Origin of the sequence: Hungatella sp. SB206, assembly GCF_051132295.1 — a bacterium.
Lineage (GTDB): Bacteria > Bacillota > Clostridia > Lachnospirales > Lachnospiraceae > Hungatella > Hungatella effluvii.
Genome location: NZ_CP096603.1, coordinates 2,267,856 through 2,282,698, shown reverse-complemented (window position 1 = coordinate 2,282,698; position 14,843 = coordinate 2,267,856). Strand labels below are relative to the sequence as shown.

Genomic DNA, 14,843 nt, shown 5'->3' with positions numbered 1-14,843 from the left:
ATAAGGAACTGGCATCTCATCGACCTCTTCCTGGACAAAGATATTATAACAGAATACTTAGCATTACACACCATTTTCTGTCAAGCAATCAGGATAAACTTACAACCACTTATTCATTTTCCTGCAATGCGGATTTCCATTTTACCCGAAGCAGCAGGACAATGGAGATCGCCGCCGCCATATAGTTGGAGAATAAATTCCCCCAGAATACGGAATAATAGGCGAGGAAGCTTTCCGTTGCCAGTATAAACAGGTAACGGAGCAGCCATATTCGCAGCAGCCCCACCACCATTGGAACCTTTGTCTTTCCGAGGCCGATAAATGCTCCCTGAACTACCATGCAGATTCCGAAACCGACTACGGAATACGTGTAAATATGTAACGCGTGATTTGCGATCTCCAGCACATCCTGCTGGCGCGTAAACAGGGTCGTTAAATGGGAGGAGGCCGGTACTATAATGGAAATAATAAGGACAGCCGTGATCATACTTGCCACGCATCCGGTCACTGTACATTTCTTCGCCCGCGCGCCCTGTCCCGCGCCCACGTTCATACTCACCATGGTTGTGATGGCAGCGCCGAAGGAGCTGGGCAGGTTAAAGCATACTGACGTGATGTTGTTGGCAATTCCCTGACCGTTTAAGACGACGGGTCCGTATTTCTGGGTCTCGTTGTTGATGAGGAAGAAGCCAAAATTCAGCATCAGACTGGTCACCATGGCCGGGATGCCGACGCGGATCAGCTGATGGATCAGGACTCCGTCAAACCGAAAGCCCTTCAGGGTCAGCTGGTTCTCTCCCTTCTGGATAAACAGCTCATAGAACATCCAGATACAGATGAGCATATTGGCGCAGAGCGAAGCCATGACACAGCCCACAATCCCCAGGCGGAGCCACACGATAAAGACTACATTGAAAGTTATTTTTAATACCAGCATTAAAACCATCCGGATAAATGTCGCTTCCGGCCGCCCGGTTGCATTCATAATAGCATTATAAATGCTTTCCAGGAAGGAAAATGGAAGAACCATGGCATATAAGGCGATATAAAGCCAGACATTATGAGAGATTTCCTGATCCACATGGCCCGATATTGGAAACGCGATGAGCACCAGAAGCGGCGCGATGCACAGGCCGAGGCAGAATGCAAACACCACGGTCTGAGTGCTGATATGCTTAACCCGCTTAAAATTCCCCTGGCCGAAGGTCTGCCCGATGATGGCCATGGCGGCCACGCTTAAGCCCTGGGCCAGCGCGGTCATCATGTTTATGATCGGCTCGCTGTATGTAACGGCGCTGGCCACCAGCGTACCCGCTACATTATTGATGAAGAGACCGTCGGACAGCGGCATCAGGGACTGCACCACGCTCATCATCAGGGTCGGAAACGACAGCATCATCAAGGTTCTTACGATGCTGCCGTTCAGGATCAGTTCACGGCGTTCGGCCGCGCCCGTTTTCAATATTCCAGTTTTCATGTTCCACACATCTCTTTCTTTTCTGTATCAATTAAAATGTCACAATTTCTTACTATAGCACAGTTTATCCGGTCCTGCATCCTGATTTTTCCAATTTTAGCAGTTTGTTAATATTCCTTCTTCCCTTTCGCCGCCTCGTCTTAACATTTTTTTATCCTTTGTAAAATCGGCGTTAAGCTTTTCATTTTCTATAGATTTTTCACGTCAGTCCGTTATAATCGAAGTAAAGAAACATTAAAATCCACGTAAAGTGAGGTAAGACATGAATGGTATGACAATCCCCATATCTGATTTTTTAACAGGACTCTCGTCCAGCCCGGCGTTTGCCGTTACCACGGTTCTGACGCTGGGCGTTATTTTGGTCAACGGCTGGACCGACGCCCCTAACGCCATCGCTACCTGCGTCTCTACCCGGGCCATCACCGCAAAGTATGCGATTCTGATGGCGGCCCTTTTCAATTTTCTTGGAGTTTTTCTCATGACTATGCTCAATCAGAGTGTGGCCTCCACCATTTACAATATGGTCGATTTCGGAGGCGACAGCCACCAGGCGCTGATTGCGCTCTGCGCCGGACTGACCGCCATCGTCGCATGGGCCGTGGCCGCATGGTGGTTCGGAATCCCGACCAGCGAAAGCCACGCCCTGATCGCCGGCCTGTCGGGAGCCGCGATCGCCCTGCATAACGGCGTAGACGGAATCAATGCGTCCGAGTGGGTCAAGGTTCTCTATGGCCTCCTGCTCTCAACCGTTCTCGGCTTCGTCTCCGGCTGGATCTCTGTCCGGCTGGTGGAACTGCTCTTCCGGGACCGCGACCGCAGAAAGACAAACCACTTCTTCGGCGGCGCCCAGATTGCCGGCGGAGCCGCCATGGCCTTCATGCACGGCGCTCAGGACGGCCAGAAATTCATGGGTGTCTTCATGCTTGGAATCTTCCTGGCCCAGGGAAATGTGGGTGAAGGCCATTTCTCCATTCCGGTCTGGCTGATGGTACTGTGCAGTATTGTCATGGCGCTCGGCACCTCCATCGGTGGTTACCGCATCATCAAGGCGGTAGGCATGGACATGGTGAAGCTGGAGAAATATCAGGGATTTGCCGCCGACTTAGCCGGGGCCTTTTGCCTCTTCTTATCCTCCATCGCAGGGATTCCGGTCTCCACCACGCACACGAAGACCACCGCCATCATGGGCGTGGGAGCCGCAAAGCGGATCTCCTGTGTGGACTGGGGCGTCGTGAAGGAGATGGTCCTTACCTGGGTCTTAACTTTTCCCGGCTGCGGTATCATCGGCTTTTTCATGGCAAAACTGTTTCTCTGGATCTTTTAGGCAAAATGGAAGATATCAAGAGATAAATAACGATCAAACTATAAACAGCAAATAGAAAAGGAGTCAGAATCATGACAGGAAAACGAGATCATTTATATTTTGAACTGCTTCAGGAAGGCGTCCGGTATGCAGTTGAAGCGGCGGCGCAGCTGCAGAACGATTTGGAGCACTTTGATGCCTCCGTGTTAAATCAGCAGATTGATACCATGCACGAACTGGAGCACCAGGCCGATTTGACCAAACACCAGGCGATGGAAAAGCTGATCCGGGAATTCATCACTCCCCTGGAGCGCGAAGACATTCTGGGTCTCACCAGCGCGATCGATGATGTGACAGACAGCATCGAGGATGTGCTGCTGCGCCTCTACATGTTTAACATTCATGAGTTGAGGCCGGATGCCCTGGAATTTTCCCGTATTGTGGCACAGTGCTGTGCTGCGCTTCAGGATTTGATGGACGAGTTCCCTCATTTCCGGAAATCGAAAACCATAAGGGAAAAGATCATTGAGATCAACCATCTGGAAGAAATCGGAGACCGCCTCTATACAGAAGCCATGCACCGCCTTCACACGGAGCGTCCGGATGCCGTGGAAATCCTGTCCTGGACCACAATCTATGACCGGTTTGAAAAATGCTGCGACATGTGTGAACACGTGGCCGATTCGGTGGAACTGGTAATATTGAAAAACAGCTGATGGTACAGGGCGCCGGAGAATGACTCTTCAGCGTCCCTGTGTCCTTCCTGCAAAAATCCGAAAGGGGGCGGTATTTCACATTCCCTTTCCTGCAAAGTAAGCTTCATTGAACAGAACGGCCGGGTGATCCGGCTTTTTCTTTTTGGACTTCTCATGGTACTCCAACGCTTTTTCCCTTTCTCCCAGCCTGTCATAGCAGACGCAGAGCTGAATATCCGGTATGAAATCACTGCAGTCCGGATTCACGAAGGCGCCGCTTTCCTCATTGGTCTTATGATCCTTCGCCCGCAGATACCAGTAAACAGCCTGTTTTAAGTTACCCTTGTCGCTTCCCCCCTGTTCCATAAACCATTTTCCCGCCTCACAGCAGAGTTCCGGGCGGGGCAGGTCGTAACGAAAGCTTCGGAACAATGCCTGAAGGGCTTCTTCCCGTTTTCCCATTCTGGCGTAGCAATGGGAGAGATCCAGACAGGCACTGATATTATTTTCAATCCATCCTCTCCCCTCTTCCAGAAATGTTAGAAACATGGCCGCAGCCTCTTCATAACGCCCATGATAGAACAGCTCCCTGGCATAGTAAAACTGATGTCTGGGATCCGTGATCCCTCCATGTTCTTTCATGGTCTCATAGATCTTCAAATTGCGGTCGGGATCCGAAGGGTGCAGCTTTCTGTGGCAGACGGCCGCCTTGCCATAAAGGATGGCCCCGGCCGGTGTGATTACCTCGTGAACCGCTCCCTGCCAGAGAAATCTCCTGCTTCGTTTCAGAAGGCGCTCCCGGTAATACGTCATGGTGGGGTTCCCCTTCTGGTCGAAGGCCACCTGATACGGCATCATGACGACATCCGTGCTCCCATCCAGCTCCTCTTTCATCTGCTGAAATTTCTTCCTGTCCTCTTCTTCGATCACGTCATCCGCATCCAGCCACATCTGATAATCCATAGTCGCTTTTGAAAAGGAAAAATTGCGCGCTGCCGAGAAATCATCAATCCACGGAAAGTCGTATACCGTGTTCGTAAACCGGCCGGCAATTTCCTTTGTCCTGTCCGTGGACCCCGTGTCCACAATGATGATTTCATCCACGATATCTTTTACACTCTCCAGGCACCGCCCCAGAACATCCTCCTCATTCCGTACAATCATACACAGGCTCACCGTCGCCATTTTATCTCATCCTTTCTGATTTTTGTCCGCAAAATACGTATAGGCTCTTACGGTTATCATATGCAAAACACAGCCGGAACGAACCTTTCGGTTCAGTCCGGCTGTGTTCATACTTCCTTCTGCTATTGATAGATGCTGGCTTTTATTTCCTGAATGATCTTATCGAGGCCAAGCTCATTACACTCACTGATCAGCCCCATTGTAACAAATTTCTTATAAGCCGCTGTCAGACCGCTCCGGTCACCGGATTCAGTCAAGCCGATCATCTCATCAATAAAAGCTAAAATCTCACTGTCCGCATCTTCCTTCTTCGAATAGTTCTCATATAACACCTGCAGTTCCTGGGCCAGCGGCCCGCTTACCGCATTTCTGTTGACGGCTTTTACTTTAGCTGGTGTCGTATCCTTAGTGGTGTCTTCCTCTGAGCTTTTTACTGCCTTTCCATTTTCATCAAACAGAATCTCTGAGGCACTGCCATCCTCTGTCAAACGTTTAACAGCCTCGTAAAATCCGACTATGGAATCCTCATCATGAGCTGAAAAAGAAATAATATCTCCGTTCAGAAGCTTCATATGAACCATTTTCTCTGCGCTGCCGGTACGATGGTACAGCAGCCACACAGCGACAGAGGCAGCCAGGGCGATCAACATGCACACAACATGCGTACCCGCTAATGCTATAAATAAAAGGATAAGAAACAGTTCCGCCGGAAACGGTTTCACCGTCAGCTCCCCCAGCCATACCTGGGAAATCCCTGATGACCGCACCGTATGATTTTCCCAGCTTATGAGACCATCTTTTATCTGTATGTTAGAAATCTTATACTGAGTTTCCTGGTTTTTTCCTGACATAATGTATCCTTCCAAAAACGAAATCACACTTCTCCTACAACTGTTGCAATTAATGTAGGATTTGCTATTATTGCGCTTCCCCCCGTATCGAATTCTTCAATATCCACTAAGACGCTATAGACGCAACGTCTTTCTGCCGCTGCACTGTGGTCATACACAGACAGCGTAAAACTATTCGCCTCCGAACATACTTTATCCCGATCGTATAAGATCCCTGCACTGACTGGAACAGTTACCCCCTGACCGCTTTCCTGCCTCAAAATTTGAAATCTCAGCCGCAGTTTTAGTTTCTCAGCAATGATATTACAGGAAAAAGCCAAATGGATCAGTATATTTTTATAACCAGAGGTATCCAAACTAAGAGAAGCCACATGAAATGTGGCTCTCTTATCTGTTCCTTCAGGCAGGACAACTCCCCCAAAATCAGCGTTTTTAATGAACATATTTTCTTTACGGCATACATCTTCAGAAGAATGCGGGCGCTGTTTCATTTGGGGGAAAGGGTATTGCCCCACATTATATCTTGGCTGATTGAATTTCGGGGGAATGCAGTTACATGTTCTGGAACCTGTTTGACAACCATGTCCAAATAGCCTGTAATACATTGCTGCTCCTTTTAGCTAATTAGCAACCGGTAGCGTTATCGACAACAATAGCTCCAAGAGTCGCATTGTTAATAGAAGTAACACCAACCGTTGCAACACCTGCAACAGTTGCAACTACACTGTAAGTGCAGCATTCTGCCTCGCAGATATCGCAGTCACATACGAAAAATGAGAATGAATCACTCGCAGTAACAGCAACGAGGCGGGAGAACGTCCAGACAGGACCAACCGGAATCGGAACCAGCTGATTTTTACACTGTTTGAAAATCTGGAAATTCAGGGAAAGAACTGCCGCCGTAGTAACAATATTGCTGGCAAATTCAAACTTAATGCAAGGTTTACGGAATCCTTTTGTATCTACAGTTGTTGTAGCAACTGTAAAATTAGTTCCTGCAATCGTTGCCAGAGGAAGAGTCACCGCACCAGGACAGCCGCATTTTAATGTTGTTCTGTTCGGAGCGAGAGCTCTGCATCTTTCACATTCACAGTAACATTTGCAGTCACAATCGCAGGATTCTCTCTGATCACACTCACAGTTATTATAGTTCATATCACTCATAATGGAACCTCCATATTATTTCTTTTATTAATACCCTGATGGTATACTACAGTATATTTAAAAAATGGAAAAAGGTGACATATCGGGATTTGGGCATCTTGCCTGTCCTTTGGATGGTGGGGACAAGGGGCGGCATTGAGGTGATGGGGACTCGGAGACAACTTGATTGGGCGGCCAGGATATGGGAGAGGAGGGGATTTTGGGGGGATTGAGAGGCAGAATTTTTTTGGATTGGCGGCAGGTTGGGGAGGGGGATCTGGGGACAGATTTTTTTGGGGGCGTGGTGGCAGGTTTAGGGGGGATCTGGGAACAGATTTTTTGGGGGAGTGGAGGCAGATTTTTTCAGGGGTGAAGCAGATTTAAGGGTGGGGTGGAGACAGTTTTTGAGGAATTATGACGTTTTCCGAAAAGCAAATTAAGGTATGAATTGAAAGGCTAATAAGGGAGAATCAGCAAATGGGGTGAGGCGTGGATCCAGATACGAATGGAAGGTATCGTAAACAGAGTTTAAGGTATTCTTAACAGGCGGATTCTTAAGAATCCGCCGGGTTTGTCAAGTAAAATGTGTAAATTTTAAATTTTTAAAATACCGGTGGCGTCTCACCGGTATTTTCTTGGTCTTAAGACCTGTTTTGTGACTATTTAAATAGTCCTTCCAATTTTGGGTATCAAAATCAAGCCATCTATATTTCATGGATGGATTTTGGACCCTTACAACTTATGCATTTTCGTATTTTCTGATTCTTGCCTGAATCTTAGGATCTATATCCAGTTGGTTTCTTACCAGTGCCCAGTTTTGCACATGGCCTCCTTCCCATTTTTTGTATAACTCTGTAATTCGTAGATACAGCAGCTTCAGTATTGCATTCTCATTCGGAAAGGCTCCCTGTTTTGTCACCTTTCGAAAGCTTGAATGGATACTTTCCACAGCATTGGTGGTATACATTATTTTTCTGACCGCACTTCCGTAATCATACAATTGCTCTACATGGGCAAAGTTTCTTTCCCATACGTCAATGGCTCCTGGATATGCGCTCCATACTTGCTTTAACTTCTCAAATTCAGCTCGGGCTGCTTTTACACTGGGGGCTCCATAAACTTTTTTCAACTGGCTGGTAAATGCCTTGTAGTCCTTGCTGGGTATGTATTTCACGGAATTACGGATTAGATGTACCATGCAGCGCTGGACCGTCACATCTTTAAAGATTGCCTTTGCTCCGCTCTCTAAACCGCTTACACCATCCATGGAAAGGAAAAATATATCCTCCACTCCACGACTCTTTATTTCATCAAAGATCTGCATCCAGCTGTGCTTGCTTTCTGTCTCATTTAGCCACAATCCCAGGATGTCCTTTTTCCCGTCAATATCATAACCTAACATAGTGTAAACAGCATATTTTTTTGTTTCATAGTCTTTCCTGAGTGTGACATACATACAATCTACGAAAACAAAAGGATAGCACGCTTTCAGTGGACGGTTCTGCCATTCTTGCTGCCGTTCCAGCACGCAGTCAGTGATATCAGATATGGTTTCATGAGATATCTCAAAACCATAGATATCTTCAATGGTAGCCGCGATATCGCGCTGACTCATCCCCTTTGCATACATAGACAATACTTTGTCTTCTATACCGGAAACATTGGTCGAGCGCTTAGGAATTACCTTCGGATCGAAACTTGCCTCCCGGTCGCGTGGAACCGCGATGGGAACATCTCCATATGAAGTTTTTAATGTTTTGGAAGAATAGCCGTTTCTTCGGTTTGTTCCCCCCTTCTCTTCACGGGCATTACTTTCATAACCCAGGTGCTCATTCATTTCCCCCTGCAGCATTGCTTCAAACATGGGGCCAAAGATATCTTTAAGGGCATTCTGCATTTCCCCTACACTCTCTGGTTGATACTGGTCTAAAATCTCCTTAACTAATGCCTCTTTCTTTGGATCTCTTTTTCTTCTTGCCATTGTACTATATCACCTTTCTTTGATTAGTTTATCACATCTTGACAAGAAAACAGAGTGTGAAGTTCATTTTGAACTTACACACTCTATTTTACACTCCCAATCCGCCTGACTTATGTGGTCTGTTTTAATCCAGATCATTTGCTTTTCCTTTGTTTATTGCTGCTAATTAATCTGATTTACGGACCATACAATACCACTTCCGGAACCACCTAAATTCAGCCCGATCGTAAGTCCGTTTGCTACATAGTAAAGTCCGATGATATCACCAGCATTTAGCTGTACCTCGCCAGCCAATGTTACAGTTCCGCTGCCCAATATCGTTCTTAATGACAGTATCAGCGCAATATTAACATTTAAGATTGGAAATAAACCTGTAATTAAACTGGTCACTGTCGGTGAACTTCTCTGTACAACAAATGCAGGGTTAATTCCCGCCCCCAGTGCGATTGTAATTACCGCTGTCGTTGCATAGTTAATTGTCGCTTCTATAATATATCTGCCTGTGGCCGGCACAGTATAATTTCCAGTCGCCGGATTAAAATTTCCACTGTTGAAGTATGGGGCGGCCACCGACCAGCCAGTTAGCTGACTGCTGGCAGATACACTAGCTGTTGACAGAAATGCTGAAAAACCTTCGCTGGTGACAGTCGGACCTGTGGCACCTGTTGGGCCGGTGGGACCGGTGATGCCTTGCGGTCCTGTCGCTCCGGTGGGACCTATGACACCTTGCGGTCCCGTTGCTCCGGTCGGGCCGGTGGGGCCGGTGACGCCTTGCGCTCCTGTCGCTCCTGTAGGGCCGGTGGGACCTATGACACCTTGCGCTCCTGTCGCTCCTGTCGGGCCGATAGGGCCGGTGACGCCTTGCGCTCCTGTCGCTCCTGTCGGGCCGGTGGGACCTATGACACCTTGCGTTCCTGACGCTCCTGTCGGGCCGATAGGGCCTATGACACCTTGCGCTCCTGTCGGGCCGGTAGGACCTGTGACGCCTTGCGCTCCTGTCGCTCCTGTCGGGCCGGCGGGACCTATGACGCCTTGCGCTCCTGTCGGACCTATGGCTCCTTGTGGACCCGTCACTCCGGTCGCTCCTTGCGGACCGGTGGCTCCTGTTGATCCCGTCGGGCCTGTCGCTCCTATGAGGCCTATCGTCCCTGTAGGACCTGTCGCTCCCGTAGGACCAGTCGGACCTGCTGAGCCAGCATTTAATACACTGATACCAGCATTAACCGGAACCACATCTGATAGACTGACCTCCGCAGCTAATTCATTTCTTAATGAAATACTAAAACCTGCTGTAACTGTCAAAACTGCCGAGCCAAATATCTCTCCATTTTTTATTCCACTGCCAGCACTATAACTACTGGATGGCGTTTCGTTAGTCACAACCGAAAAACTTGGACCGAATACGCCAAGTGCTGTTTTGACAGTCACAAACCATGATACATAGTATTGCCCCGCATTTATAAACGTTATCATACCATCTGCCGGATTATACGTTACATTGGTATCAGAATTAACCAATATTTCGTTAAACATTACTGCAGCATTTGCAGATACAATAAGGGGCGTCGTATTTTGTAACTGTAATCCTAAACCAGCCATTATAACACCTCTTTTAAAACCTTTTATTCCTAGCCATATTCAAATATGGCTTACACTTTGGCCTCTACTATACGCATACTCGCCTGAACAGTTATATCTGATAACGTCAGTGCCGCACCTGATTGGTTTACCAATTGCATTGTAAATGGTAATTGACCAGCCGTTACTTGAAGAATCGCATTCCCATAAAATTGTCCCGGTATGGATGGCGGTGCATAACTTTCGCCAATTATAGCGGATGTCGCAGCATTAACTAAGTTCACTACTACAAAGTCGAGATCTCCTGATCCGTCTAAATTCAACCACCAATCAACAAAATATAAACCTTCTGCCGTAATTTCTATAGTCCCAGCCGTATTTGTGATATCCGGAGCTAAATTTGCAAAGATTGTATCAAAAGTAAATACTCCTCCATCCACAACATTGTTTCCCGAACTATTCTTAACTTCAAGCTGAATACCACCAACCACTCCTGATGGGCCTGTTGCCCCCGTCGGGCCTATATCTCCCTGTGGGCCTGTTGCTCCTGTCGCTCCCGTTGACCCGGTATCTCCCTGCGGTCCTGTTGCTCCTGTTGAACCAGTTGCCCCCATCGGGCCTATATCTCCCTGTGGGCCTGTTGCTCCTGTCGCTCCCGTTGACCCGGTATTTCCCTGCACCCCCGTTGCGCCAGTTACTCCCGTTGGACCTATATCCCCTTGCGGGCCCGTAGCTCCTGTCGCCCCAGTCGGGCCTATAACTCCTTGAGGACCGGTCACTCCCGTTGCACCAGTCGCTCCGGTTGCACCAGTGGCACCAGTCGGGCCAGTTGGCCCCCCCTTACCGATATTGACTACTGCAATTCCAGCCATAATTTCTACATTATCATTAAGCCGAACACCACCATTGGTCACATTTCGAAGTGTAAAACTAAATCCGGCACTTACATTGAGAAGTGCAAAGCCGGATATTTCTCCTGTTTTTATACCGCTTCCAGCCGTATAATACGTAGGCGTGGCTTCATTGGTCACAATAGAAAAGCTTGGCCCAGATGTGCCAAGCCCCGTTTTCGTCACCACAAACCAAGATACATAATATTCGCCTTCCTGCACAAAGGATATTGTTCCATCAGCAGGATTATAAACTACGTTTGGATCATCGTTGACGAGCGTCTCATTGAACAGGACCGCACCGCCCACAGCGATATAATCAGCAATAGTATTTTGAAGTTGTAATCCTATATCAGCCATAATATCACCATCCCTAAATTCTATATAAATCGCAATGTTTCATTGCGTAAACTTCTGATTTGATCAATTGTTTTTGTAAATACCCGCCTAGCAAGTAATTCCTGCAATCACAATATTAGCCTGTACCGAAGCCTCCGTGTACCTCACGGTATCTCCGCTTATATTTACAAGTGAGAGTCTTCCCGGTGTTTTTCCCGTCGTAATAAGAGCCGTCCCTGACAGCTGACAGGTTACCTGTGAAGACGAACTGACTGAGATCATGACATTGTTAACTACCACACAAAAATCAATACTCTGCACAGTCTCTGACCCGTCAATAGCCACCTCCCAGGAAACATAGTAGCTTCTATTGGAAGGTAATGTGAACTCTCCCGTCATTTCATTATATTGGATTCTTGGATTTGACTGGTTTACCATTTTATCAAACACGACATTGGTGTTGTTCTCTAAAAGCGCTCTGGCCGCCCCGCGCAGCTGTACCTGTACACCACTTAAGTTACAGGACCTCTGTTCCGGAGGACAGACGGGACAACAGCGCTTGCAGCAGCATCTGTTACAAGAGGTGTTCTCAAAATTCCTCACATCACCGTGTCCGCGGTTATCATTATCATTGTCCCTAAGCATCACGCATGTTCCTTTCCTGATTAAGCTGCAAATCAATATGCTGCATGAATGGAGCTGCCAGGTATATTGTGCCATGCAGCCGAAACCGATATTTTAAATTTACTCCATTCCCAGGCGCCAGCTGTTTCGTCCTGTAATCAGACGCACAGATGGATCTAATACACCTAGGCTATTATATGCGGAGGCTTGTATTATGTCACAAAGGCATATTACCACATTGAAGTCATTTGCAATCTGCTGAAATATATCTGAATAATTCATTGCTCTGCGGCACGTCATTCTAAATATAAAATGAAATGCCTGAAAAAACCGCCACCTATGCCCTTTTGATTTGATGCTGTCATACTGAAAAATGGAATTGTACATGCAGCAGAAATGATTTTCAGCATACTCCTGTTTTTCATCACACCTATACAAAAAACACCGGCAGTTCAACAAAATATGAACTGCCAGTGTTTTCTTCACCCATTAATACAAGGAGACATTTATTCCTTTGCTTCTATTTTTCTTTATGATATAGCCACACCAGCACTTGCATAACCTACAACACTGTTTACAAGATTAAGGCCCGTAGCCGTAGTTGAAAATACAAGTAAGAGACGTGTATTCATTGTCACCGGGATTGAAAGCCCTGTCGTCGACCCACTGGAGATATCACCAATGGAAATGAGACCGCTGAGAGCTGGAGCCAACGTAACAACTGCCCCTGCAATCGGTGAGAAAATGTTATTCGGTGTCGTAGATTGATAAAGCTGTGCCCGGATTGTAATTGTCGAACCTACTAAAGACAATGCCACAGTACTGCTGAAAAATGCGGACATAGAAGTGATCACACCATCACGCGGTACTGAAAATGCAAAGTTTGTAAGTGTTCCGGACGCATTTGTTAAATCGATTGTTGTTCCCAACACACCAACACTTGGTGCGCTGTCTCCAAAACCAATTAATGATGGAATACCAGCTAATCCGCCGAGAATTGTTGTCATTGTAATTGGTAATCCAGATGAATACGGAATAATTGCACTGCTTCCGGCTATACCCGCTGCACCGGTTGCTCCTGTTGCTCCCGTAGCGCCTGTGGCCCCTGTTGCTCCCGTTGCACCCGTGGCTCCCGTGGCTCCTGTTGCTCCGGCTGCTCCGGCTGCTCCTGTCGCTCCAGTGGCTCCTGTTGCTCCGGCTGCTCCTGTCGCTCCAGTGGCTCCTGTTGCTCCGGCCGCTCCGGCTGCTCCTGTCGCTCCTGTTGGACCTGTTGCTCCTGTTGCTCCGGCCGCTCCGGCTGCTCCTGTTGCTCCCGTGGCTCCTGTTGGGCCTGTGGCTCCATTCGCTCCCGTTGCTCCGTTAGCGCCTGTCGGACCTGTTGGACCTGTTGGACCTGTAGCTCCCGTGGCTCCTGCCGCTCCTGCTGCGCCAGTCGCTCCCGTTGCTCCGGTTGCGCCTGCGGCTCCGGCCGCTCCTGTAGCTCCGGTGGCACCTGTGGCTCCTGCCACTCCGTTGGCTCCGGTTGGACCTGTGGCTCCGGTTGGACCTGTCGGACCTGTTGGGCCTGTCGGGCCTGTGGCTCCCATCGGACCTGCGCTTCCGGTTGCACCTGTGGCGCCAGTGGCTCCGGCTGCTCCAGCCGCTCCAGTGGCACCTGTCGGGCCCGTGGCACCTGCCACACCATTTGCTCCGGTAGCACCAGTGGCACCTGTAGCTCCGGTGGCTCCAGCCGCTCCTGCTGCTCCAGTAGCGCCTGTTGCTCCAGTTGCTCCCGTTGCTCCAGCGGCTCCGGCGGCTCCTGTTGGGCCTGTCGGACCTGCGGCTCCATTCGCTCCCGTTGCTCCGGTAGCTCCTGTCGCACCTGCAACACCATTAGCTCCCGTTGGTCCGGTCGGGCCAATCGGGCCTGCAGCTCCGGTAGCGCCAGTGGCACCCGTCGCACCTGCGGCTCCATTCGCTCCCGTTGCTCCAGTTGCACCCGTCGCACCTGCGGCTCCGTTTGCTCCCGTTGCTCCAGTCGCTCCTGTAGCACCTGCCGGGCCATTCGCTCCCGTTGCGCCAGTCGGGCCGATTGGGCCTGCGACTCCAGTCGCGCCAGTCGCGCCGGTCGCACCTGTTGCTCCTGTTCTGCCTGCTGCCCCTGTCGCTCCTGTCGGACCCATTGGGCCGGTTGCTCCTGTTGGACCTGTCGGACCTGTAGCTCCTCTCGGACCTGCAGCTCCTGCTGCACCGGTAGCACCTGTTGCTCCAGGAAGTCCCTGAAGTCCGGTTACACCTTGCGGTCCCTGAGGACCTGTCACACCGGCAGGCCCCTGCGGACCTGTAACGCCCTGAAAACCTCTTGGTCCCTGCGGCCCCTGCGGCCCTGTTGCCCCACGAGGCCCCTGCGGACCTGTCGCGCCCTGAGGCCCTCTCGGCCCAGGACAGCCCTGCGGCCCCTGCGGACCCGGAAGACCTGGAAGTCCCTGCGGTCCTCTCGGTCCCTGAGGCCCTGGACAGCAGTGGCACATGTTATTACTGCAGTTATTACCGCAATTACTACCACAAGTACCTCCACAGCTACGATTTGATACATTCGGACAGCCTGGACGGTCTGCATACGGCGACTGCTGTGAAACAGACTGGTACTCCTGTTGTCCATCAGATATATGGTTATCGAAATTGGGGATTCCAAACGGGCCCCCCGCCTTCGGATAATATTTACAACTCATAAAAAACCTCCTGAATTCTCTTTCCATTATTATTCTATGTCCAACAGGAAAAAAGAGTTCTAGGGG

11 protein-coding genes and 1 pseudogene are annotated in these 14,843 nt (G+C 49.2%); 2 read left to right on the top strand and 10 right to left on the bottom strand.

Annotated elements, in window-relative coordinates:
- Positions 1-109: 109 nt before the first annotated feature.
- Positions 110-1,477 carry an MATE family efflux transporter gene (locus M1L66_RS09830; protein WP_187021770.1) on the bottom strand — a complete coding sequence of 456 codons (1,368 nt, stop codon included), beginning with the start codon at positions 1,475-1,477 and terminating at the stop codon, positions 110-112.
- A 271-nt stretch (positions 1,478-1,748) separates the two neighbouring features.
- Between M1L66_RS09830 and M1L66_RS09825 the strand changes: the two genes are divergently transcribed.
- Together M1L66_RS09825 and M1L66_RS09820 are read left to right on the top strand one after the other, a co-directional pair.
- Positions 1,749-2,801, top strand: coding sequence for an inorganic phosphate transporter (locus M1L66_RS09825; protein ID WP_187021922.1), 1,053 nt, complete (start codon positions 1,749-1,751; stop codon positions 2,799-2,801).
- Between the two features lie 71 nt (positions 2,802-2,872).
- Positions 2,873-3,496, top strand: coding sequence for a DUF47 domain-containing protein (locus M1L66_RS09820; protein WP_002600640.1), 624 nt, complete (start codon positions 2,873-2,875; stop codon positions 3,494-3,496).
- 75 nt (positions 3,497-3,571) lie between these two features.
- On the opposite strand, the gene M1L66_RS09815 is transcribed toward M1L66_RS09820, so the two are convergent.
- From M1L66_RS09815 to M1L66_RS09775, 9 genes and pseudogenes are all read right to left on the bottom strand, one after another.
- On the bottom strand, positions 3,572-4,660 hold the full coding sequence (locus M1L66_RS09815) for a glycosyltransferase (protein WP_434692604.1): 1,089 nt from the start codon (positions 4,658-4,660) through the stop codon (positions 3,572-3,574).
- A 122-nt stretch (positions 4,661-4,782) separates the two neighbouring features.
- Complete coding sequence (locus M1L66_RS09810; protein WP_187021774.1) at positions 4,783-5,511, bottom strand: hypothetical protein; 729 nt, start codon at positions 5,509-5,511, stop codon at positions 4,783-4,785.
- Between the two features lie 23 nt (positions 5,512-5,534).
- Positions 5,535-6,116, bottom strand: a complete 582-nt coding sequence (locus tag M1L66_RS09805) for a DUF4489 domain-containing protein (protein WP_187021775.1) — start codon at positions 6,114-6,116, stop codon at positions 5,535-5,537.
- Between the two features lie 19 nt (positions 6,117-6,135).
- On the bottom strand, positions 6,136-6,675 hold the full coding sequence (locus M1L66_RS09800; protein WP_110321096.1) for a DUF4489 domain-containing protein: 540 nt from the start codon (positions 6,673-6,675) through the stop codon (positions 6,136-6,138).
- A gap of 718 nt (positions 6,676-7,393) precedes the next feature.
- Positions 7,394-8,635, bottom strand: coding sequence for an IS256 family transposase (locus M1L66_RS09795; protein WP_434690811.1), 1,242 nt, complete (start codon positions 8,633-8,635; stop codon positions 7,394-7,396).
- Between the two features lie 645 nt (positions 8,636-9,280).
- Positions 9,281-9,829, bottom strand: a pseudogene (locus M1L66_RS09790) (collagen-like protein); the annotation flags it as partial.
- Positions 9,830-10,284: 455 nt separating this feature from the next.
- Complete coding sequence (locus M1L66_RS09785; protein WP_434692600.1) at positions 10,285-11,463, bottom strand: hypothetical protein; 1,179 nt, start codon at positions 11,461-11,463, stop codon at positions 10,285-10,287.
- 87 nt (positions 11,464-11,550) lie between these two features.
- A complete protein-coding gene (locus M1L66_RS09780; RefSeq protein ID WP_434692598.1) occupies positions 11,551-12,087 on the bottom strand; it encodes a hypothetical protein in 537 nt (178 codons plus the stop codon).
- A gap of 509 nt (positions 12,088-12,596) precedes the next feature.
- Positions 12,597-14,777, bottom strand: a complete 2,181-nt coding sequence (locus M1L66_RS09775; protein ID WP_434692595.1) for an exosporium glycoprotein BclB-related protein — start codon at positions 14,775-14,777, stop codon at positions 12,597-12,599.
- Between the last annotated feature and the right edge of the window lie 66 nt (positions 14,778-14,843).